Origin of the sequence: Microtetraspora malaysiensis (genome assembly GCF_050947145.1) — a bacterium.
GTDB classification, from domain to species: domain Bacteria; phylum Actinomycetota; class Actinomycetes; order Streptosporangiales; family Streptosporangiaceae; genus Microtetraspora_A; species Microtetraspora_A malaysiensis.
The window spans coordinates 6,945,677-6,966,536 of record NZ_CP191998.1; the positions used below are offsets into that span (position 1 = coordinate 6,945,677).

At 70.4% G+C, this 20,860-nt stretch carries 18 protein-coding genes; 9 read left to right on the top strand and 9 right to left on the bottom strand.

Annotated elements, in window-relative coordinates:
• Positions 1–9: 9 nt before the first annotated feature.
• Together ACQP1V_RS32730 and ACQP1V_RS32735 are read left to right on the top strand one after the other, a co-directional pair.
• On the top strand, positions 10–2,748 hold the full coding sequence (locus tag ACQP1V_RS32730; protein ID WP_433413979.1) for a discoidin domain-containing protein: 2,739 nt from the start codon (positions 10–12) through the stop codon (positions 2,746–2,748).
• A 191-nt stretch (positions 2,749–2,939) separates the two neighbouring features.
• A complete protein-coding gene (locus tag ACQP1V_RS32735) occupies positions 2,940–3,737 on the top strand; it encodes an SDR family NAD(P)-dependent oxidoreductase (protein WP_433413981.1) in 798 nt (265 codons plus the stop codon).
• A 19-nt stretch (positions 3,738–3,756) separates the two neighbouring features.
• Here ACQP1V_RS32735 and ACQP1V_RS32740 read toward each other — a convergent pair whose 3' ends face one another.
• The 3 genes from ACQP1V_RS32740 to ACQP1V_RS32750 all read right to left on the bottom strand — a co-directional run bounded on the left by ACQP1V_RS32740 (position 3,757) and on the right by ACQP1V_RS32750 (position 6,295).
• On the bottom strand, positions 3,757–4,419 hold the full coding sequence (locus ACQP1V_RS32740) for a hypothetical protein (RefSeq protein ID WP_433413983.1): 663 nt from the start codon (positions 4,417–4,419) through the stop codon (positions 3,757–3,759).
• Between the two features lie 230 nt (positions 4,420–4,649).
• Positions 4,650–5,180: a hypothetical protein gene (locus ACQP1V_RS32745; RefSeq protein ID WP_433413985.1), complete on the bottom strand. Its 531-nt coding sequence runs from the start codon at positions 5,178–5,180 to the stop codon at positions 4,650–4,652.
• Positions 5,177–6,295, bottom strand: coding sequence for a helix-turn-helix domain-containing protein (locus ACQP1V_RS32750; RefSeq protein WP_433413987.1), 1,119 nt, complete (start codon positions 6,293–6,295; stop codon positions 5,177–5,179). Before ACQP1V_RS32750 ends, ACQP1V_RS32745 begins: the two co-directional genes overlap by 4 nt.
• Before the next feature lie 135 nt (positions 6,296–6,430).
• On the opposite strand from ACQP1V_RS32750, the gene ACQP1V_RS32755 reads away from it, so the two are divergent.
• Positions 6,431–7,138 (top strand): TetR/AcrR family transcriptional regulator, encoded by a 708-nt coding sequence (locus tag ACQP1V_RS32755; protein WP_433413989.1) that lies wholly within the window; start codon positions 6,431–6,433, stop codon positions 7,136–7,138.
• 35 nt (positions 7,139–7,173) lie between these two features.
• Entirely contained in the window at positions 7,174–9,282 is a 2,109-nt protein-coding gene (locus tag ACQP1V_RS32760; protein WP_433413991.1) for an SDR family NAD(P)-dependent oxidoreductase, read from the top strand.
• Positions 9,283–9,520: 238 nt separating this feature from the next.
• Here the strand turns inward: ACQP1V_RS32760 and ACQP1V_RS32765 are convergent, their stop codons facing one another.
• Positions 9,521–11,641: a hypothetical protein gene (locus ACQP1V_RS32765; RefSeq protein WP_433413993.1), complete on the bottom strand. Its 2,121-nt coding sequence runs from the start codon at positions 11,639–11,641 to the stop codon at positions 9,521–9,523.
• 128 nt (positions 11,642–11,769) lie between these two features.
• Here ACQP1V_RS32765 and ACQP1V_RS32770 point away from each other — a divergent pair, with 128 nt between their 5' ends.
• Entirely contained in the window at positions 11,770–12,372 is a 603-nt protein-coding gene (locus ACQP1V_RS32770; protein ID WP_433413995.1) for a YdeI/OmpD-associated family protein, read from the top strand.
• 72 nt (positions 12,373–12,444) lie between these two features.
• Here ACQP1V_RS32770 and ACQP1V_RS32775 read toward each other — a convergent pair whose 3' ends face one another.
• Positions 12,445–12,942, bottom strand: a complete 498-nt coding sequence (locus ACQP1V_RS32775; RefSeq protein ID WP_433413997.1) for a MarR family winged helix-turn-helix transcriptional regulator — start codon at positions 12,940–12,942, stop codon at positions 12,445–12,447.
• Positions 12,943–13,034: 92 nt separating this feature from the next.
• Here ACQP1V_RS32775 and ACQP1V_RS32780 point away from each other — a divergent pair, with 92 nt between their 5' ends.
• A complete protein-coding gene (locus ACQP1V_RS32780) occupies positions 13,035–13,625 on the top strand; it encodes an NADPH-dependent F420 reductase (protein ID WP_433413999.1) in 591 nt (196 codons plus the stop codon).
• Between the two features lie 308 nt (positions 13,626–13,933).
• Positions 13,934–14,689 carry a hypothetical protein gene (locus tag ACQP1V_RS32785; protein ID WP_433414001.1) on the top strand — a complete coding sequence of 252 codons (756 nt, stop codon included), beginning with the start codon at positions 13,934–13,936 and terminating at the stop codon, positions 14,687–14,689.
• Positions 14,690–14,766: 77 nt separating this feature from the next.
• Here ACQP1V_RS32785 and ACQP1V_RS32790 read toward each other — a convergent pair whose 3' ends face one another.
• On the bottom strand, positions 14,767–15,426 hold the full coding sequence (locus tag ACQP1V_RS32790) for a LuxR C-terminal-related transcriptional regulator (protein WP_387410256.1): 660 nt from the start codon (positions 15,424–15,426) through the stop codon (positions 14,767–14,769).
• Positions 15,399–16,676, bottom strand: a complete 1,278-nt coding sequence (locus ACQP1V_RS32795) for a sensor histidine kinase (protein ID WP_433414003.1) — start codon at positions 16,674–16,676, stop codon at positions 15,399–15,401. The genes ACQP1V_RS32790 and ACQP1V_RS32795 overlap by 28 nt, the downstream gene beginning before the upstream one ends.
• Positions 16,677–16,810: 134 nt before the next feature.
• Here ACQP1V_RS32795 and ACQP1V_RS32800 point away from each other — a divergent pair, with 134 nt between their 5' ends.
• Both ACQP1V_RS32800 and ACQP1V_RS32805 read left to right on the top strand, forming a co-directional pair.
• Positions 16,811–17,419 carry a class I SAM-dependent methyltransferase gene (locus ACQP1V_RS32800; protein WP_067137020.1) on the top strand — a complete coding sequence of 203 codons (609 nt, stop codon included), beginning with the start codon at positions 16,811–16,813 and terminating at the stop codon, positions 17,417–17,419.
• On the top strand, positions 17,412–18,008 hold the full coding sequence (locus ACQP1V_RS32805) for a DedA family protein (protein WP_433414005.1): 597 nt from the start codon (positions 17,412–17,414) through the stop codon (positions 18,006–18,008). Before ACQP1V_RS32800 ends, ACQP1V_RS32805 begins: the two co-directional genes overlap by 8 nt.
• A gap of 136 nt (positions 18,009–18,144) precedes the next feature.
• Here ACQP1V_RS32805 and ACQP1V_RS32810 read toward each other — a convergent pair whose 3' ends face one another.
• Complete coding sequence (locus tag ACQP1V_RS32810; RefSeq protein WP_433414007.1) at positions 18,145–19,287, bottom strand: FAD-dependent monooxygenase; 1,143 nt, start codon at positions 19,285–19,287, stop codon at positions 18,145–18,147.
• A 418-nt stretch (positions 19,288–19,705) separates the two neighbouring features.
• On the bottom strand, positions 19,706–20,839 hold the full coding sequence (locus ACQP1V_RS32815) for an IS630 family transposase (RefSeq protein WP_433414009.1): 1,134 nt from the start codon (positions 20,837–20,839) through the stop codon (positions 19,706–19,708).
• Between the last annotated feature and the right edge of the window lie 21 nt (positions 20,840–20,860).

A 20,860-nucleotide genomic window follows, 5' to 3' on the forward strand; every position in this document is an offset into this window, starting at 1 on the left:
ACACCCCCCTTGCGACTCCTTTCGTCCCTTCTACTCGCCGCGGGGCTGATGGCGGGGCCGCTCACGGTCCCCGCGCCCGCCGCCGCGGTCGCGGCGGAGGCCGTGGCCGATCCACTCAAGCTGATCCCCTCGCCCTCGTCCTGGACCGCCGGCTCCGGCTCGTACAGCTACACCGCGAGCACCCGGGTCGTCGCCGAGACCGGTTCGCCCGCCGTGCAGCAGGTGGCCCGGACCCTGGTAGAGGACCTGACCGCGGCGGGCCGGCCTCCCGCGGGCCGCGCGCCCGTCACCCAGCCCTCCGGAAACGCGGGTGACGTGTCGCTCGCGATCGACCCGGGCCAGAGCGCGCTCGGCGCCGAGGGATACACGATCTCCATCACCGACCGGGTGCGGATCGTCGGCTTCTCGGAGCTCGGCGTGTTCAACGGCACGCGGACGCTGCTGCAGATGCTGCACCAGGGCGCCACGCTGCCCGGGGGCACCGTCCAGGACACCCCGAAGTACGGCGAGCGCGGGGTCACGCTGTGCTCGTGCCGGGTCAAGCACTCCATGGCCGCGCTGGAACGCCTGATCAGGGACATGGCGTACGTCAAGCTCAACCACCTCACCTGGGTGGTCTACGTCAGGGACGAGACCATGCCCACGACCGACTGGGCCTGGTACACCCCCGAGGAGATCCGCCAGGTCGTCGCGCTGGCCGACAAGTACCACGTCGCGGTGTCCCCCGAGATCAACCTGCTCGGCTTCCGGGCGCCCGCCGGCTTCACCGAGGACCAGATCGCGCTCAAGGACCGGAACGGCAAGGTCGACTACGAGCGGGTCGACGTCAGCAAGCCCGCCGTGCTCGACGCATACAAGAAGATGATCGACGCCTACGCGCCCCTGTTCGGGCCCGACTGGCACATCGGCTCGGACGAGTACATGCTCGCCCGCAACCCGGACAACTATCCGCAGCTCAAGCAGGCCGCCGAGGCGAAGTTCGGGCCCGGGGCCACGTACGACGACCTGGTCACCGACCTGATCAACCAGATGGACGAGTACGCCGCCGAGCACGGCAAGCGGCTGCGCATGTGGAACGACGGCCTGCACGCCACCGCCAAGGTGAAGCTCAACTCCAGGGTGGTCGTCGAGCACTGGACCACGCTCGCCGGCACGCTCTCCCCGCAGCAGCTCATGGACCGGGGACACCAGGTCATGAACAGCACCAGCGCGCTCTATCTGGTCCGCGGCGGCTCCTGGATGAACCCGCGCTGGCTCTACGACAACCGCTGGATGCCCACCACGTTCGCCGGAGACCTCAAGGTCGGCGACCAGCCCGGACTGTCCGGCGCGAAGGTCAGCCTCTGGCCGGACTACTCCGCGGCGCAGACCGAGCGCGAGGTCGAGGACGAGGCGTTCGGGCCGACGCGGTACATCGCCCAGCTCACCTGGCAGGCGACCTATCCCGAGCCCACCTTCGACGCCTTCCAGGCCCGGGTCGCCGCGCTCGGCCGCGCCCCCGGCTGGGAGCAGGGCCGGGGCACCCCTTACCCGGACGGCACCTACACCCTCGGTTCCGGCTCCACGTACCTGACCTACACCGGCGTCGGCAAGAAGCCCTCTGTCTGGAAGCTGACGGCGACCGCCGACAACTACTACACGATCTCCGACTGGACCGGCGGCCAGTGCCTGGCCGTGCCGTACCCGGGTGACGTGACCGATCCGCGCATGCACCAGCAGCCGGGCACGAAGGTCGAGCTGCGGCCCTGCGCGGCCGGCAGCAAGCTGCAGCGCTGGGAGTTCCGGGACAAACAGCTCGTCAACGCCATCACCCAGCTGATCGTGGTGCCCTCGGGCGAGCAGGCGGTGCAGCAGACTCCGCCGCAGCGTGCCACCTGGGCGGTCTCCGCAGTCGGCGCCCCGGCGAACCTGGCCCTCGGCCGTCCGGTCACCGGCGACTCGCACCCGGGCTACGTCCTGGCCAACGCCGTCGACGGCGACCCGGACACCTACTGGGAGAGCAGCGGCCTGCCCGGGGAACTGACCGTGGACCTGGACCGGCCCCGGCGCGTGGCGGGGCTGATCCTGCGGGTGCCGCCGAGTAAGGAGTGGGCCGCCCGCACCCAGAACATCACGGTGCTGACCAGCATCAACGGCAAGACCTACAGCACCGCGGTCGCCACCCAGGGCTACACCTTCGACCCCGCCTCCGGAGGGATGGTCAGGATCGGCCTGTCCAGCCCGGTCCTCACCCGGAAGGTCCGGCTGTCCTTCACCGGAAACACGGCTCGGCCCGCCGGTCAGCTGTCGGAGGTCGAGGTGTACAGCGAGGGCTTCCCGCCGGACGCCCCCACCAACCTGGCGCTGGGCAAGGCCGCCATCGGGCAGGCCAACGGGCCGTACGTCCCCGCCAAGGCCGTGGACGGCGAGGCCAACAGCTACTGGGAGAGCCCGGCTCACGCCTGGCCGCAGCCGATCACCGTCGACCTGGGCGGCACGCTCGGCGTCAAGCGCCTCGTGCTGCGCCTCCCGCCCAGCCCGGCCTGGGGCGCCCGCACCCAGACCCTCTCGGTCCAGACCAGCGTCGACGGCACCACGTACGACACGGTCGTGGACAGCGCCGACTACACCTTCGATCCGGCGTCGGGCAACGAGGTGACGATCACGCTGCCGACCTTGGCGACGGTCAGGCACCTGCGCCTGGAGTTCACCGGCAACACCGGTTGGGCGGCCGCGCAGCTCTCCGAGCTGGAGGCGTACAGCTCCTGAGCGATGACGGCTGGAGACGGCGCCGGCGCGGAATCGGCGCCGTCTCCAGCCCACGCGGCCGCGGCGCCCGCCACGTCACCGGGGCGTCCCAGCGCCGGCCACCGGAAACGGGCGGGAAACTTTCGCCATGGATCGGGCCTCGCCCCTCGCCCCGGCGAGCCGTCGTTCCAGTGCCGGGTAGGAGTGAGGCCATGCTGATCGACCTCACTGGCAGGACGGCCTTCGTCAGCGGATCGACCCAGGGGATCGGTCGCGTGATCGCCGCGCGGCTGGCCGCTGCGGGCGCACACACCGTGATCAACGGTCGCGACGCCGAACGCGTCGAGGCGGTGGTCGCGGAACTACGCGCGGAGCAGGCGCCGGGCACGCGGCTCGACGGTGTGGCGGCCGACGTGTCCACACCGGAGGGGGCCGCCATGGTCGTCGATCGGCTGCCGTCGGTGGGCATCCTCGTCAACAACCTCGGCATCTTCGCTCCACGGCCGGTGCTGGAGGTCGACGACGCCACCTGGCAGAGGTTCTGGGACGTGAACGTCATGTCGGCCATCCGGCTGACGCGCCACTACCTGCCGGGAATGCGCGACCGCGGCTGGGGTCGGGCACTGTTCATGGCCAGCGACTCCGCCCTGGTGATCCCCGAGGAGATGGTCCACTACGGCGTGACGAAGACGGCGCTGCTCGGTGTTTCGCGGGGCTTCGCCAAGACGATGGCCGGTACGGGCGTGACCGTCAACGCGGTGATCGCCGGGCCGACGCACACCGGGGGCGTGGAGGACTTCGTCCGCGCCCTCGTCGGTGACGAGCTGCCCTGGGATCGGGCCCAGACCGAGTTCATGAAGCGGCACCGGCCGGGATCGCTGATCCAGCGCCTGATCGAGCCGGACGAGATCGCCGCCATGGTCGTCTACCTCAGCTCGGACCACGCCTCGGCGACCACCGGCGGTGCGCTGCGCGTCGACGGCGGCTACGTGGACTACATCGTCCCCTGATTCCACTGATCCCACGGGCTCAGTGGAAGACGATGGCGTGGCCGCTGAGGACGCTGACTCTGCACGCCTCGAACAGCGTCAACCACACCATCGTCTCGGTGGCGAAGTCCTCGAGCGGCAGGGTGAACACGCGGGCCGCCTCCGCGTCCGACAGCACACCGCCGGCGTCCGCTCCCGCCGCCGAGGCGGACGGGTCGAGGCGGATGCCGAGCGCTGGAGCGCATCGGCACAGCTCGCGCAGCAGCCGCACGCTCGACCCGACCATCCCGCCGCCGTCGACCCCCGAGGACTCGGGCAGGAACACCACATCCTCGAAATCGACCGGCACGTAGTACCCCGCGCAGTCGGAATGGCACAGCAGATGCGAATCGAACAGCACGGAACTCGACTCGACCCATCGCTGGTCCCGGTCGATGTCGTCCGCACCGCGCGCCGGGGTGACCGGCTGGTCGTTGTCGACCAGCGCGAACACCCGCCGCAGGTAGTGCAGGAAGGAATAGGGGAAGCCGCCGATGTGCGGGCGCATCCCCACCCCAGGGGGACCGTCGGGCTCACGCCACACGATGCCCTCGCCGGCCAGCGCCGCGCTCAACCCGTCCAGCCGCGACTGGAACTCCACCACGCCCTCATCGTCGAGGCCGACGAGCCCCGCGATGATCCCCACCGATACCGCCAATCCCATGCGGGCCAACGTATCGGCCGGTTACCCCACAACGAGCATCGCAGGCAACCGCCGGCTACCTTCAGGGGACCTCTCACCGGCGGCCGCCTCAGCGCAGCCCGCGCAGTCCGTCGGCGAATCTCCGTGCCCTGGCGGAAAGAGTCCCCGGTGCGGTCGCGAGGAAGGCTCGGGAGCTAGATAGGCCGATAGGCCCCATGGACCTACCTGACGTGGCCGGGCTGGCGGGATGGCTACAGGTGTGCCTGGTTGGGCGGAACCCGTAGGTGCATGCCCTCTTGCCGCATGAGCTGAAGGACCTTGTAGCCGTCGTTCCGCGAGCAGTACCCCTCGCTCACGCCCTCGCTGATCAGGTCCGCGGTATCTCGTGTCGTGATTCCCACGTTTCGGGCATACTCCTGGGCGTCATAATCGTCGGTGATCCAGTACGCGCCGGTGAACTCGGGCCAATGCCGGATAACATGGCACGTCTGCGCCTCACCAAGATGCTTCAACGGCTCCTGCCGCGTGCCGCCGAAGACCGCACGTCGCACGCGTTCAACCACATGCGCTTCCTCGATGTCGATCTCGATCGGCTCCCCGAGCCACCCCTCCACGGCGACCGTCCGCAGGTCGGGGTAGTAACGCGCGGATCTGTCCGCCTCGAAGGCGATCGCTTCGGTCCAACGACCACGCTCGCGCAAGATCTGTCGCAGGAGCGGCAGCTTCCTGACGACGGCGAAGTTGCAGAGCACTGTGTTGTCGGGAAACCAGTACCAGGTCATGACGCGAGGGGAGAGTCCTCTCTCGTGCCGCTGATCGCCTGTCGAAGCGTGGCGGTATCGACGTCGAGCAGGTTCGCAAACGGACGGAGTGTGGACTTCTTCTCGACGTACGCCTGGAAGGTGTCGCGGACCAGCGGAGCGGGGATCCGCGTGTGGGACGCGTTCTGGATCCACTCGCCGAAGGACTCCCACTCCCCCGCGAGAGACGCCGCCTCCCCTGCCGTCATCCCGCGGAAGGAATCGCAGAGGCCGCGGTCTATGAGGTCGAGATTGAACAATCGCCATGCGAGCGTGCTTGGGGAGACCCACAACCGACAGGTCAACGCGGCGAAATCATGGCGGCTCCACCTTGTACGGCCGGCTTCTTCCCGGAGCATCTGTGCGGGGAGAAGAAGTTCCGCGGCGAACGCGTTCGCACGCTTCTCCGACGGCTTCCTCTTGTGCTCGGCGTCGTTGATGTTCACGTCCACGTTGAGCTTCTGGTCGTCGCGCGCGAGGAGATGACCCAACTCGTGCGCGATCGTGAATCTCTGGCGGGCGGGAACCTCGGAGGTTCCCACCACGATCAGCGCGGAGTCGTCGTCGGACCAGGAGAGCCCGTCGAATCCGTCCGGCTGCTTGTGCACTCGGACGTCCACTCCGAACACTGTCTCAACGGCTGCCGCGAGGTCTCGGCACTTCCAGAGCGTTACGTCCCTACTGAGAGCATGCTCGGCGGCGGTGGCGGCGAGATGCGTCCCTTGGTCCACGAAGGACCCGCCACCGAGCTCGAACCTCGGCACGTCCTGCCGGAATCCGAGGAACGCGAGGTCGGCCCGCATCTGCGCGAGGCGTTCGGCTTCGCGGATGGCGGTGTCAGCCGAGGTCGACGGGGATGCAGCCGTTCGTGCGGCCAGGGACGGCGAGATGGGATCCGCACCGAGGAGCCAGTCGACGGTCACTCCGCAGAGGTCCGCGATCCGAGCGAGGTCGAGTGACGTGAATCGCCGGACACCCGAGAGCGACTTCGACATCTTGGAGGCGTCGAAACCGGCCCTTCCGGCGAACTCGGCTTGTGTGAGACCGCTTTCCGCGATCAGTTGCCGTACTCGCGCTGCTGTCTTCTCCCCTGCCATGACCTGCAGCCTATGCTCGCGATTGCGAAAATCGCAATAGTTGCCGACCTGCAGAAGACCACCTTCGCACGCGCGACCGGTAATCCAACGAGCGATCGATTGCGCGCCCGGCGGGGGCGCGACCAGACTTGAGTCATGGAGACGAGCGAGGAAGACGCCGGAGCGCCCCGCGCGCGCCGGCGCGGGCGGCCGCCACGTGACCTTTCCGCACCCGCCACACCCGAGCGCATCCTCCTGAAGGCGACCGAGCTCTTCGCCGTCCGCGGGTTCGACGGCGTCTCCATGCGCGACATCGCCGGGCAGGTCGGGATCGACGTCTCCAGCGTCCACCACCACTTCCCGTCCAAGGCGGAGCTGTGCGAGGCCTGCTTCGCCCGGGTCTTCGCGCTGGAGCGCGCGACCCTCGAACCCTCGGTCCGCGCCGTCGCGGAGGCGGCGCGCACGGCGTCGCACTCCGACCTGGTCGGCGCCATGCACCGCCTCGTGGACACGTTCGTCGACTTCCTGGACGAGCATCCGCACACCACGTTCCTGTGGTTGCGCCGCTGGCTGGACCCCACCCGGCACTCTCCACTGGACGAGGCGTACGCGCTGCCGATCTACCACGAGATCGAGCAGGCCCTGCTGGACGCGGCCGCGCGCGGCCTCATCGGCGAGCCGACCCCTCACGTCACCGTGCGGAGCCTCGTGTGGGCGGCGCACGGCCACGTGGCGGCGCTGACCGCCGCGGGAGCCGGGGCGGTCGCCGTCGCCCGCGAGAGGCGCGAGTTCCGCGCCTACGCCCACCGTCTCATCGATCTCCTCTACGCACCCCCTGGCGCGCACGGCTCATCCCACCAATAATTCCATCAGGCGATGGATTAATCGGAGGGTGCGCGATGGACCCCATGAAGCCGGGCATGACCGCCGTCGTCGGCGGCGGAGCCGCCGGGATAGCCGCGGTCAAGGCGCTGATCGAGGCGGACGTGCCCGTGCTGGGCATCGAGCGCGCCGACGGGCTCGGCGGCCTGTGGCGGCTGGACGACGCCACCGCCTCCTACGAGGGGCTCTGCCTCAACACGAGCAAGCCGCGCACACAGTTCTCCGACTTCCCCATGCCGGAGGAGTGGCCGGACTACCCGACCCGCGCCCAGATGCTGGAATACCTGCTCGCGTACGCCGACCGTTCCGGGGTGGCCGAACGCTTCCGGTTCGGCACGACGCTCGAGTCGGCGCGGCGCACCCCCGACGGGTCGTGGGAGCTGGTCCTGGACGGCCCGGACGGGCGAAGCCGTGAGGTGGTCGAGCATCTCGTGGTCGCCAACGGCCACAACCACGTGCCGCGCTACCCCGACCCGCCCTACCCCGGGTCGTTCACCGGCACCCAGTCCCACGCGCACGGCTACGTCACCCCGGAGGAGTTCGCGGGAAAGCGTGTGCTCGTGGTCGGTACGGGCAACTCCGCGATGGACATCGCCTCGGAGCTGACCGACCATGCCTCGGCCGTGCTGCTGTCGGCCCGGCGAGGCGTCTGGGTGATCCCGAAACGGCTGCTCGGCCGTCCTTCCGACCAGCTCAACGGCGCACTGGCCGCACTGCTCCCCTGGCGGGTGCGGCAGGCGATCTCGCAGACCATGCTCCGGATCCTCGACAGGAGGCCCGCGGGACCACGTCTCCCCACCCCCCGGGAGGGCCTGCTCCAGGACCACCCCACCCTGAGCGACTCCGTACCCGCGCTGGTGGCCGCGGGGCAGGTACTCGCCCGGCACGGCATCTCCCGGTTCGACGGGTCGCGGGTCCATTTCGCCGACGGCCGGGTGGACGAGGTCGACCACATCATCTGGTGCACCGGATACCGCGCGGTGGTGCCCTTCCTCGACGCTGACACGGCGGGCGATCCGGCGGGCCTGCTGCTCTACCGCCACGTCCTCCCCGTCGACGACACGTCCATCAGCTATGTCGGGCTGATGCAGTCCACCGGGTCGGCGCTGCCGGTCGTCGAAGCGCAGGCCCGGATGGTGGCCGGTCTCCGCGCCGGAACGTACCGGCCGCCCGCGCCCGACACGGCCGTGAGGATCGCCTCCGCGGAGCTCGCCGCCGCTCGGGCCCGTTGGGGCGAGCGGCGCCCGCACATGCGGATCGACATCGACGCGTACCTCCGGATCATGAAGAAGGAGCTGCGCCCCGCCTCCGGGGGCGGCCTGGCCGGACGCAGGATCCTGGTCACCGGGGCGGCCGGCACCTTCGGCCGGGCCATGAGCGAGCGCTTCGTCAGGGAGGGCGCGCAGGTGGTCGGGCTGGACGTCGCGTGCCCCGAGGACTCCGGCGTACCGATCGTCGCCTGCGACATCACGTCCCAGGAGTCCGTGGACGCCGCGGTCGACGAGGCTGTCGCGCTCCTCGGCGGCGTCGACGTGCTGGTCAACAACGCCGGGCGCGGCGGGCCGGCCCCGGCCGAGCTCGCTCCCGACGAGGAGGTGGACGCGCAGCTCCGGCTGAACCTCGTCGGCGCCTGGCGCGTCACGGCCGCGGTCATGCCCCATCTGGTGCGCGCGAGGGGGCGGGCGGTCTTCGTCGCCTCCCGGATGGCGGTCCTGCCGCTGCCGCTCGCCGCCGCGTACGGCGTCTCGAAGCGCGCGCTCGCCGCCTACGCCGACGCGCTCCGGCTCGAGGTCGGGACGCACGTCGGCGTGACGACGATCTATCCGAGCATGGTGCGCAGCCCGATCCACGACAGCACCCGGCGGGCCGGCCTGTCCCTCGACGCGGTGTCCCGGCCGGAGCCCGTGGAGGGCGTGGTCGACGCGATCGCCCGCGCGCTGACGGCGCGCCGCGCCCCGCGGGATGTGGCGACCACCGCCCGCGGACGTGTCGAGATGGCGGTGGCCAGGCACGCCCCACGCCTGGCCGACCGGCTTGTCCGCCGGACCGTGGCGGCGCGGATCACCGCCGGTGACTTCGCCGGGGCTCCCCTCGCCGCCGGCATGGTGCGCAGGCATCGGGAGTGAACGGCCCAGGCGGTGGTCGGCGGATCGCCGCTCTGGCGGAACGAGGCCATGGTGCGGTCGTGAGGAAGGCTCGGGAGCTAGAAGACCAGTAGGCCCACTGGGGCCTACCTGGATTCGAACCAGGTAAGAAGGAAGCCCTCGAATGGCCTCACGACCGGAACGCGAGGAAAGCGGGAGAACTAGGTTCTTTAGGGTTAAGAAGGAAGCTCACCCATGGCCTCGCAGTGTCGCCACCGTATCAGGCGGGGATCAGTTCGTGCAGCGTCGCGGGCGTGTACGCCCGCGACCCCGCCGGCAGGTCCTCCGGAGCCTCCAGCCCGATGTACGTGGCGTGCCCGGCCGGCGACGCTTTCGCGCGCAGCAGGTCGGCCAGGTAGCGGACCCGCAGGTAGTCGCGCTCCACGATCGAGCGCACCAGCAGGGAGGCGGTGCCCCGGTTGCCCTCGACCTGGTTGAAGCCGGGAAACCCCTTCAGGTAGAGGTGCAGCCATTTCACCCGCCAGTCGCCGTCGTCACCGCGGAGGAAGACGAGCGGCAGCGCGACCCGGCCGGAGCCGCGCAGGTCGGACTTCATGCGTACGGTGCGCGGCTCGAACGGCCGGCCCTCCTGCTCGGCGTCCCGCGTCATGTAGCCGAAGAACGCCTCGGCGGCCTCGTGGAACTGCTCACCCGCGTAGACGTTGACCTCGGGGATGATGATCGGCTGGGTCGCGTCGGCGAGACGGATGTCGATGAACTCCGAAGCGCCGTGCGGCGCGGGCGCCTCGGTGAGGTCGCCGGAGTACGTGGCGAAGCCGTTGGCGTAGTTCGTCCACGAGATGTGCGTCGGGTTGTCGTAGGAGGCGTCGAGCATGAGCGCGGACAGGTCGTAGTCGGTGCGCCGCCCGGCCTGGCGCCAGTGAACGAAGAATCTGAGCAGCTCGCCGTCCACCCGCGAGAGCGAGCCGCGGGGCAGCATGCCGAGCCCGGGCGCGACGGCCTTGCCGGACAGCGGCAGGGCGACATCGAGCACGCCGGGATCGACGATCAGCTCGCCGGGGTCGGGGAGGCGGCGGGCGATCTCCTCGTCCAGGACGGCGAGCGCCCGCGACAGGAACTCCTCCTCAAGCGGCGGGCGGGAGTCGGACGCCACCCACGCCCTGCCGTACCGGTTGGCGAAGACGCGGCCGGCGGCGGGGGCGAGCCGGTTCTGCAGGTGCTCGCGCAGGGACAGCAGCACGCGGCCGGAGGCGCCGGCCGCCGCGCGCTCCGCGGCGTCGAGTACGGCCGGCCCGGACCGGCCGCCGGTACGCAACAGGTGGTCGAGGCGGCGCAGCAGCGCGCCGGGCGCCTTCTCCAGCAGTTCGACGGCGTCGGCGGTACGGCCCGCCGACAGGGCGGCCTCGACGCGGCTGTCGAAGCCGGCGGCCTCGCGTACGCCCCTGGCCACCTCGAACACGCCGGCGGCACGCGGGAACTGCGGGTACTCGTGGGGGTGCAGCCGCTCGCCGAGCCGCTTCCACTGCTCCCGGTGCCGCGACACGTCGCCGAGCTTGGCCGGGGTGGCGACGGCGTCCAGGGCCCGCAGGAGGGCACGGCGCTCGGCGCGGCGGAACGAGCGGAACCTGGTGGGCGTGGCCAGCGTGACGTCGCCCCCGGAGCAGCCGCAGGCGAGCCGCAGCACGTCGGTCACCGTGTCGACGAGCAGCGGCTGCCCGGCGGCCAGCCGTACCTCGTTGATGACGGCGCGGTTCTCACGAACGGGGACGCGCTCCGGCTGGTCGGCGCAGAACGCGGCCAGGGTGCGCAGGGCCGCCAGGTCCTCGGCGGCGAGCGGCGTCTCCGCGCCCGCCAGCGAGAAGTAGAGGTCGCGCGCCTCGGACTCCAGGCTCCCGCCCAGCTCCAGCACGGTCACCCGGTCCCCGGCGAGCGGGATCAGCTCGGCGTGCGCGGCCAGCAGGTCGGCGTACGCGTGCTGGTAGCGGCCGTAGCCCGGCAGCGTCAGCAGGTCGAGCGTGGACGGCTGGACGCGCGCGGCGGCGACCGGGTCGAGCAGCGCCTCGCGCAGCAGACCGGCCCAGAACTCCAGGGTGTCGGGCACGTTCGCGGGAAAGTCGATGAAGTAGGCGTTGTGCCGGACATGGTCGCCGACCAGGCGGCGGACGCCGGCCAGGATCCGTACGCCGAGATCGACCACGGTCTCGCCGGGCAACCGCGACAGGCGTTCGAGCAGCGCCGCCGAGCAGGTGAAGCCGACGCTCAGCAGCGCGGCGTCGAGCTGGCGGGCGGCCACCTCCCCCCACCCAGATGTGGAGTCGGCCGGGGCGTCGACCGGAACGCGCAGCCGCCTGGTGATGACGAAGTTCTCCAGAGTGTCCACGAGCGCACCCTAATGGCCGAGACGTCCCCGCTCACGGCGATTTTCGGTTATGCCGATCATCATCCGATCCCGGCCGCCGGCTGCGGCCCCGCCGACAGGTATCGGGGAACGGTGGGACACCAGCCGTTGTGCCACCGGCATGGTTGACTACTGCGGTGGCTCATGACCGAGAGATTCTCTTTTTTCCATCGGCCGAGGCGTTCGAGACGTGGCTCGCCGCCCACCACGACTCTCCGTCCGGAATCTGGCTCAAGCTCGCCAAGAAGGCGGCGGGCGTCGATTCGGTGGACTACGCGCAGGCGCTCGACGTGGCACTGTGCTACGGCTGGATCGACGGGCAGAAGGCCACGTTCGACGATGGGCACTGGCTGCAGCGCTTCACTCCCCGCCGCCCGAGGAGCAGGTGGTCGAAGATCAACCGCGACAAGGCCGTCGCGCTGATCGAGCAGGGCCGGATGAAGCCGCAAGGTCTGCTCGAGATCGAACGCGCCAAGGAAGACGGCCGCTGGGACGCCGCGTATGACGGATCGCGGACCGCCACGGTGCCGGACGACCTGGCCCGCGCGCTGGCAGAGAATCCCACCGCGGAGGCGTTCTTCGCGACACTGGACAGCGCCAACCGTTACGCGGTGCTGTACCGCGTTCAGGACGCCAAGAAGCCCGAGACGCGGGCGCGCCGCATCGAGCAGTACGTCGCGATGCTGGCCGAGCACAAGAAGATCCATTCCTGACGTCCGCGACGCCGGCGTGTCCGTCAGGGCGCGACCACGTCGGCGCCCGTCCGGGGCCTGCGAGGTGACCGGTCAGCCGCGCTTGTCGGCCGCCTTGCGGGACGGCACCGTCGGGACGACGCTCCGCAAGTGATCGCGAGCCACCTTCATGATCGTCGCGAGCTGCGCCACCTGCTGCTCACTCAGTAGGTCGATCAAGCCCGCCCTGATGGTCGCCACATGCCCTGGCGCCGCGGCGAGGAGTACGGCACGCCCCTGCTCCGTGAGAGAGACCAGGATGCCGCGCTCGTCCGAGGGGTCGGAGTCGCGCTGGACGAGCCCTCTCTTGACCAGCCGCCCCACCTGGTAGTTCAGGCCGCTCGGCGAACAGACCATGAGCGAGGCCAGCTCGGTCATGCGCACGCTCTCGGGGCTCTCGTTGAGCCGGTGCAGGATCTCGTACTGCACGCGGGTCAGCCCGCCGGCCTCGCGCAGATGAAGTTCCACCAGCCGGTTGAGCAGGTCGGACGCCTCAAGGAAGCCGGCCCACGCCTGCATCTCGGTCTGGTTCAGCCATCTGGGCTCATCCATGGGCGACACTCTATCGGTTGCTTACTTCGAATTCGAAATACGTGTGTTATGTTGCTTCGAATTCGAAGCAACATCGAACAGGGAGAGGTCTCGTGGAGATCTGCGTCATCGGAACGGGCAACGTCGGCGCTGTCCTGGCAGAGCGGTTCGCCGAGGTCGGCCACAGTGTCACCGGGGTCAACACCTCGACGCCCCCGGAGCGGGCGACCGCCCAGGCCGCCCACGCCGACGTCGTCGTACTGGCCGTGCCCTACCCGGCGGTGCGGGAATTCGGCGGCGAGCTGAAGGCGTCGCTGCACGGGAAGGTCGTGATCGACGCCACCAACCCGCTGTCCCCCGACCTCATGTCCCTGACCGTGGGCCACGAGACCTCGGGCGGCGAGCAGGTCGCGGCCGCACTGCCGGGCGCGAGGGTCGTCAAGGCGTTCAACACCGTGTTCGCGGCCACCATGGCGACTCCCGTACTGGACGGCCGCCGGCTGCTGCTCCCGGTGGCGGGCGACGACCCCGAGAGCAGGAAGGTGGCCGTCGAGCTGGGGACCCAGTTGGGGTTCGACGCGATTGACGTGGGACCGATGACCAACGCGCGGTACCTGGAGCCGGTGTGCGAGCTGCTGGTCCAGCTGGGATACGCCCAAGGGCTGGGCGAGCGCATCGGCCTCGTTCTCGCCCGAGGCCAGTGACCCGTCACGCGACCATGGCCGGGTGACCGGTCCCGCTTCTCATGGGCGAGCCGGCGGCGACGTCCGTCCGGGGGCGGACCCGGGCGTCGCGCCGGCGCATTCGACACAAATCGCCGCGTTCCGCTCGCCCTGGCGGTCGGTGCCATTCAGCGCGTACAACAATTGCCGCTTAAGTCGTGGAACTTCCTCGGCCGGACCCTGTTATCTGGATATCGTGATATTCAGCCGATGTGACGGCGAATGCTGTTTCGATCCGGATATGAAAACGCGCCGACGGAACGGGAGTACCAGCTTTGCAGCAAAAACTGTTGGACGCCGGGGAAACGGCCACCCGTTCGGGCGGGACCACTCTCGACGCGATCCGGCGTTCGGTCGGAACGCTCCCCCGGAAGTGGCTGGTCGCGATCACCCTGCTGGCGGGCCTGTCCGCCGCGTTGGCGGTGGCCGTGGCGGCGCCGTCCCCCGACTGGACGTTCGCCGCGCTCTCCGGTCCGGTGCAGAGCGCGATGTCGGTGGCGGTGCCGTTCTTCGGCGTCCTGCTGGCTGGCGATCTGCGCCGGGCGCCGCGCCCCGTACGCGCCGCGCCGACCCTGCTGGGCGCGCTGTCGGTGGCCGCCGTCGCCGGCGTCTTCGGGGCTCTGATCTGCGCCGTCATGCTCGCGGTCAGTGAGCCCGACGCCGCTCACACGCCGTGGAGTCACGTCGGGACCATCGCGGCGGGTGGCGTGCTGGTGCAGATGACCGCCCAGCTGGCCGGCACCGGGCTGGGCCTCCTGTTGCGGCCGCCCGTCGTCGCGTTCCTCGCCACCATCGTTCTGCCGATGGGCCTTTGGGCCGTGCTCGGCGCCGTCGACGTGCTCCGGCCCGCGCAGGGCTGGCTCACGCCGCACCCGTCGGTTCAGAACCTGCTTTCCGGGCCGATGACTCCTTTCATGTGGGGGCAGTGGCTGACCGTCCTCCTGATATGGGGTGCCGGCGTGAATGCCGTCGGCGTCATGCTGATGAAGCGTCGGAATTTGACTGACAATTCACCCCAAATACCCTCAAACAATTCCGAGCGCTGAACGCGCTGTTCGCGATATCACCCTCGAAGACGGATTCACCCCATCGCCCCCCGAAGAGACCCACGGCGTGCCGGGCGTCAACCGCGTAGGTAGGTCACGACCGCGAGGACCCGGCGGTGGTCGTCCTCGGCCGGGGGCAGGTCGAGCTTGGTCAGGATGTTGCCGATGTGCTTGCCCACGGCGGCCTCGGATATCACCAGGCTCCTGGCGATGGCCGCGTTGGACCGACCCTCGGCCATCAGCGCGAGGACCTCCCGCTCGCGTGGCGAGAGCCGTTCGAGCGGGTCACGCCGGCGGCGCAGCAACTGCCGCACCACCTCGGGGTCCACCACCGTTCCGCCCGCGGCGACGCTGAGCAGCGCGTCCACGAACTCCTCCACGTCGCCGACCCGATCCTTGAGCAGGTAGCCGACCCCGGTGCCGTCGCCCGAGTCCAGCAACTCACTCGCGTACGTCTGCTCGACGTACTGGCTCAGCACGAGAACCGGCAGCCGCGGGTCCGCCGCACGGAGCGCCACCGCGGCCCGCAGTCCCTCGTCGGTGAAGCCGGGCGGCATCCGCACGTCGGTGACCACGATGTCGGGGGCGTGCGCGCGCACCGCCTCGACGAGCCCGTCGGCGTCGCCCGCGGTGGCCGCCACATGGTGCCCGAACCGGTTGAGCAGCCCGGCCAGCCCCTCGCGGAGCAGCACGCCGTCCTCGGCGAGGACTATCGAGAGGGGGCGATCGAGGCGCAAGGGATCTCCACTCGTAGCAGGGTCGGCCCGCCGGGCGGGCTGGAGAGCATCAGTCTGCCGTCCGCCACCGAGACGCGGTCGGCGAGCCCCGCCAGGCCGGTGCCCACCGAGGCGTCCGCGCCGCCCACGCCGTCGTCGCGGATCTCCACGACCAGCCAGTCGCCGTCCAGACGCCCGGTGACCGACGCGCCGTGGGCGCCGCTGTGCTTGGCCACGTTCGTCAGCGCCTCGGAGATCACGAAGTAGACGGCGGATTCCACGAATTCGGGCAACCGTCCGGGAAGCTCCATCGAGACCTCGACGGGCACCGGGGAGCGGTCGGCGACGTCGGCGACGGCCGCGGGCAGCCCCCGGTCGGTGAGAATCTGCGGGTGGATCCCCCTGATCAGGTCGCGTACCTCGGCCAGCGCGAGCTTCGCCTGCTCGTGCGCCTTCGTGACGAGATCGGCCGCCTCCGCGCCCTCCGACAGCTTGGCCAGGCCGAGCGTCATGGTCAGCGCGACCAGCCGTTGCTGGGCCCCGTCGTGCAGGTCCCGCTCGATCCTCCGCCGTTCGATCTCGAACGCCTCCACCAGCCGGGTCCTGGACCGGGTCAGCTCCTCAAGCCGCTGCCCGCTCTCGGCGTCCCGGGACACGAGGAGCAGCCGGGCCAGCGAGCCGTGCGCGGCGGCGAGCAGCGTCAGCGGATAGAGGGCCAGGGCGAGCCAGATCAGCCCCAACGCGAGCGCCGCGAAGGCCCCCAGGTCCGTGTCGACCAGCCAGAACTTCAGCACCCTCACCTCACCCATCTGGGCGCGCAGGACCGGCGTGAGGATCATCGTCGTCGGTACGCCGAGGCCGAACGTCACCGCCAGCAGCTCGATCGGCCAGAGCACGGTGATCATCAGGATCACGTAGGCCAGCTCCCGCCAGGTGGCGGACTCCTGCAGGCGCGACCCCACCCACCCGCGCAACCCCGGACGGTCGAGCCGGCGGTGCGGTGTGTCGGCCGGCTCCGCATCGATGATCCGCAACCGGCGGCGTTCCAGCGCGGCCACCGGTATCCCGCTGAACCCCAGCACCAGCAGCAGCGGGATGCCCACCAGCAGCAACGCCAGGAGCGTGCTCACGAACAGCGCGAAGAGGAAAGCCACCAGGACGACCTCCCCGAGGAGGACGCCGGTGATCAGGTAGGCCACCGAGCGCCACGGCCAGGCGGTACGCAACAGGTCCCACCGAACAAGGGCCCGCCAGGCCGCCGATGACTGCATTCCCCGACAGTACGGCCCGTGCCGTCCGACCGGCCAACCGCCTGGACCCACCCGGGAGGTATGGCCAGACCTACCCCGAGGACTAGGTTCTGGCGCCCTGCGGACGGCACCCCCGTGACGATCTCATTGACTCCATGAAGACAGCCTTGGCCCCGGACCTGCGGGCGTTCATGTCGGCCGCGCTGCGCAGGCAGGGGGTCGTGGGTGCGATCGCGCCGAGCTCTCCCTCACTGGCCAGGGCCCTGACCGCGGTGGTGCCCACGAGCGGCACACCGGTGGTGGTCGAGCTCGGCCCGGGGACCGGCTCGATCAGCGAGGCCATCCGGGAGCGACTCTCCCCCGGCGCACGGCACCTCTCCGTCGAGATCGAGCCGGACCTTGTCACGCACCTGCGCCGGACCAAGCCGTGGATGGAGACCATCCACGGCGACGCCGCCGACCTCGGCGCGCTCCTGGCGCGGGCGGGAGCGGACCGTGTGGACGCGATCGTCAGCACGCTGCCGTGGTCGCTGTTCCCCGGCCGACGTCAGGAGCGGATCCTCGGCGAGGTGAGCCGGGCGCTCGCTCCGACCGGGGCGTTCACCACCGTGACCTACCTGCACGCCCTGCCGCTCGCCGGGGCCAGGGCGCTGCGGCGGAGGCTGCGGGCGGCCTTCGACGAGGTGCTGACCACCGGGCCCGTCTGGCGGAACCTGCCGCCGGGGATGGCGTACGTCTGCCGCAGGCCGGTCGCCGGTGTCTGATCTACTCGGCCGGTTCTCCCCGCCACTGCTGCTCGCGGTCGCGTGGCTGTTGCTGACCGCGGAGGCCGGGCTGCTGATCGGCGTCGCCCTGCCCGGGACGAGCGTGCTCGTCGCGCTCGGCTACTTCGCCCATCTGGGCGTGGTGCCGCTGGGCGGGGCGATCGGGGTCGCGGCCTGCGCGGCGGTGACCGGCACCCAGATCTCCTATCTGTGGGGACGGCGCCGCGAGGGCGCCCCGTCGTTTCACCGGTTCGCGCCCGGCCGCTGGGACCGGCCGCGCGAGTTGCTCGGACGGCATGGCCGCTGGGCGGTGGTCGCGGCCCAGTGGTTCGGCAGCGCGCGCACGCTCACCCCCCGGCTCGCGGGCTGGGCCGGCATGCCGTACCGCACCTTCGCGACGGCGAGCCTGCCCACGGCCTGCGCGTGGGCGGCGACCCTGGTCACCGTCAGTTACCACGTCGCCCCGGAGATCGTTCAGCGGTTCACCGCCCATCTCGCGGTGGCGGGGCCGGCGACGGTCGCGATCGCGCTCGTCGTCCTCTGGGTGACCCGGGGCCGGCCCAAGGTGCTGGGGAGGCGCCGACGCTGAGCCGGCCGTGTTCAGGAGCCGGGCGCGGAGGCTGCCAAGAGCTTCGGCATCGCGCAGCAGGCCGGGCAGGATCGCGGCGATGTCGGCGTAGCGGCGGGCAGTTGCGTCGGCCGCTCGCGCGCCTCGTAGGGGACCCCTACGCCCTGCGGAAAGCGCCCTTCAGGCGGGCGGCGGCGGCCACGGCGGGCCACAGGCGGGTGGCCAGGTTCCGCGCCAGGATGCCGCGCCGCGTCGCGGGGACCATGAGCGCCGACACCTGTCCGATGTTCCCCTGCTTGGCGTCGACCAGGGGCCGGTGCGCGGCGTCGTACCGGCGGAAGGCCGCTTCTGGGTCGCCCGGACCGGCGGCCAGTTCCTCGGCGAGAGTGAACGCCCCCGCCATGGCCAGGGTGGAGCCGTCCCCGAACAGCGACACGCAGGACGCGGCGTCCCCGAGGAGCACGACCCGGCCGTTCCACCAGCGCGGCAGGCGCACCTGGCTCACCGAGTCGAAGTAGAGGTCGTCGGCGGCACGCACCCGCTCCAGCAGTTCGGGCGCGCGCCAGGAAACATCCGCGTACGCGCGCGTCAGCAGCCGCTTGTGCTGCTCGATGTCGCGGTGGTCGAAGCCGGGCTCCGCCGGACTGCGGTACAGGAAGAACGCGCCGCTGGGCGTGGAGCTGACGGCGACCGCCTTGCCGGGGATGTTGTGCATGAAGATGTCCCGGCCGGGCCCGGACCGGCCGCCGAGCGGCATCGTCGCGACGTAGAGGCCCATGTGGCGCACGAACCCGCTCTCCGCGCCGAACGTCAGCCGGCGGGTCATCGAATGCAGGCCGTCGGCGCCGATCATCAGGTCGAAGCGGCGGGGCCCGGCGCGGTCGAAGGTGACCTCGACCCCGTGCTCGACCTGGTCGAGGGTCGCGATGGAGTCGTCGAAGAGGAACTCGACGTGGTCGCGGCTCGCCTCGTAGAGGATCGAGGCGAGGTCGCCGCGTGGTATCTCGACCTCGTCCGGCTGTTGGAAGGCGCGCATGTCCATGCGGCCGACCCGCCGGCCCGCCGCGTCGACGAAGGTGAGGCCCGTCGTGCCGGTGGCCGCCGCGCGCAGCCGGGACAGGACGCCCATCCGTTCGGCGACGCGTACGGCGGGGCCTCGGACGTCCACCGGGTTCCCGCTGGAGCGCGGCGTTCCACCGCGTTCGACGACGGTGACACGGAAGCCGTGCCTGGCCAGCCAGTAGGCCGCCGTCGGCCCGCCGACGCCGGCTCCGGAGATCAGCACTGTCCGCTCGGTCATGGCGCCTCACTAACCGGTGGAAACTCCTCTGCTTATCTGCACACGGATGCCGCGTCGTTACCAGCCCCCGCGACGTCGCCGTCCCGCGGGCGAAAGAGGCGACGCCGTGAAAAACCGTTCGCGGGCCGGCGCGGGCCGTTGTTATGCTCGCCGGGCACTCTGTCAGTGAACTCCGGGCCGTCGCGCCCTAGAAAGCAGTTGATTTATGCCCCGGTCCGCGCCGAGCGCGCCTCTCTGTGCCCTGGGCGGGTCCTGCCACTGACGTGTCACCTGTCGGTCAGGCCGGGCCCCGGTGCACCGACATTTCCGTGTGTTCGCGTACCCGCGTGAACACCGTCGGCGGATGAACGCCTCCCAAGGCCCGCTCGGCGCTTCCTTGCTGCCCTCGTAAAGACATTCAGCGTGATCTAGTGCCGTGTCAGGCCACGTTTGCCTTCTTCACGATCCGGCGTAGGCGGGGGTTATCGACGTTGCGGTTACGCCAGGCGATGTAGCGGCGGATCATGCTGCCCTGCTCGCGGTGGCTGGCATGGTCGGTGCCGTTGAGGGTGAACTCGCGCAACGCGGTGAACTGCGCCTCGATCCGGTTCAGGTAGGAGGAGTTGGTGGGCGTGTAGGCGATCTCGACGTTGTTCGCCTCCGCCCACTGGCCGACTCGCTTGTCCTTCTTGGTCGTCAGGTGCGGGCTGAAGTTGTCACACACGATCGCGATGCGAACCTCGGCCGGGTGAAGGCTGCGCAGGTAGCGGCAGAACTCAAGGAACTCGCCGCGTCGCTTGCGTTTCTTGATGTGCCCGTACATCTTGTTCTTGCCCACGTCTAACGCGGCGAACAGGTGCCGTACGCCTTGGGTGCGGGTGTAGGTGGCGCGCATCCGCGGCCGGGGTTCCCGGTTGGGGTCCTTGCCCTTGCCGCCGACGTCGGTCCACTGCCTGCCGGGGCGGGGTTGCAGGTTGAGCGGCCCGAACTCGTCCATGCAGAAGATCACAGCGGGTTCGCCGGGGTCGGGGACGACCTCGCCGTCGGCGATGGCATACAGGTGCTCGATGCGGGCCTTCTTGGTCGCATAGTCCGGGTCGCGGGAGGCCTTCCAGGTCTTTATGGCTTGAAAGGAGACACTTTCCGCACGTAGAAGCTCGCGCAGGCCCTCATGGCTGATGTCCTCGACCACCCCCTCGGCGACCAGGAAGTCGGCCAGCTTGGCAAGGCTCCACCGGGAGAACGGCAACCCGTGCTCGGCAGGCTTGGACTTGGCGATCTTCTTGATTTCACGGCGTTGCGGCAGCGTGAACGTCGGTGCCCGGCCGCCCTTGTACTTGGGGTACAGGGAGTCGAATCCATCGGCGTTGAAGTTGTGGATCACGTCCCGGACCCGGTCTTCGCTGGTGAACGCGACCTGCGCGATCTTTGCGACAGGCATGCCCTGGGCCGACAGGAGCACCATCTGCGCCCGCCGCCAGGTCACCACCGACCCGCTGCCGCGCCGTACGATCCGCAGCAGCCGGTTGCCTTCATCGTCATCGATCTCACGTACGCGAACCCGTTCAGCCACACGCAGAGTGTGAAGCGATCA

Excerpts from the sequence above, each read along its gene's own strand:
- ACQP1V_RS32735 (WP_433413981.1), top strand. The coding sequence starts at position 2,940 with ATGCTGATCGACCTCACTGGCAGGACGGCCTTCGTCAGCGGATCGACC.
- ACQP1V_RS32740 (WP_433413983.1), bottom strand. The coding sequence starts at position 4,419 with ATGGGATTGGCGGTATCGGTGGGGATCATCGCGGGGCTCGTCGGCCTC.
- ACQP1V_RS32745 (WP_433413985.1), bottom strand. The coding sequence starts at position 5,180 with ATGACCTGGTACTGGTTTCCCGACAACACAGTGCTCTGCAACTTCGCC.
- ACQP1V_RS32750 (WP_433413987.1), bottom strand. The coding sequence starts at position 6,295 with ATGGCAGGGGAGAAGACAGCAGCGCGAGTACGGCAACTGATCGCGGAA.
- ACQP1V_RS32755 (WP_433413989.1), top strand. The coding sequence starts at position 6,431 with ATGGAGACGAGCGAGGAAGACGCCGGAGCGCCCCGCGCGCGCCGGCGC.
- ACQP1V_RS32760 (WP_433413991.1), top strand. The coding sequence starts at position 7,174 with ATGGACCCCATGAAGCCGGGCATGACCGCCGTCGTCGGCGGCGGAGCC.
- ACQP1V_RS32775 (WP_433413997.1), bottom strand. The coding sequence starts at position 12,942 with ATGGATGAGCCCAGATGGCTGAACCAGACCGAGATGCAGGCGTGGGCC.
- ACQP1V_RS32795 (WP_433414003.1), bottom strand. The coding sequence starts at position 16,676 with ATGCAGTCATCGGCGGCCTGGCGGGCCCTTGTTCGGTGGGACCTGTTG.
- ACQP1V_RS32800 (WP_067137020.1), top strand. The coding sequence starts at position 16,811 with ATGAAGACAGCCTTGGCCCCGGACCTGCGGGCGTTCATGTCGGCCGCG.
- ACQP1V_RS32810 (WP_433414007.1), bottom strand. The coding sequence starts at position 19,287 with ATGACCGAGCGGACAGTGCTGATCTCCGGAGCCGGCGTCGGCGGGCCG.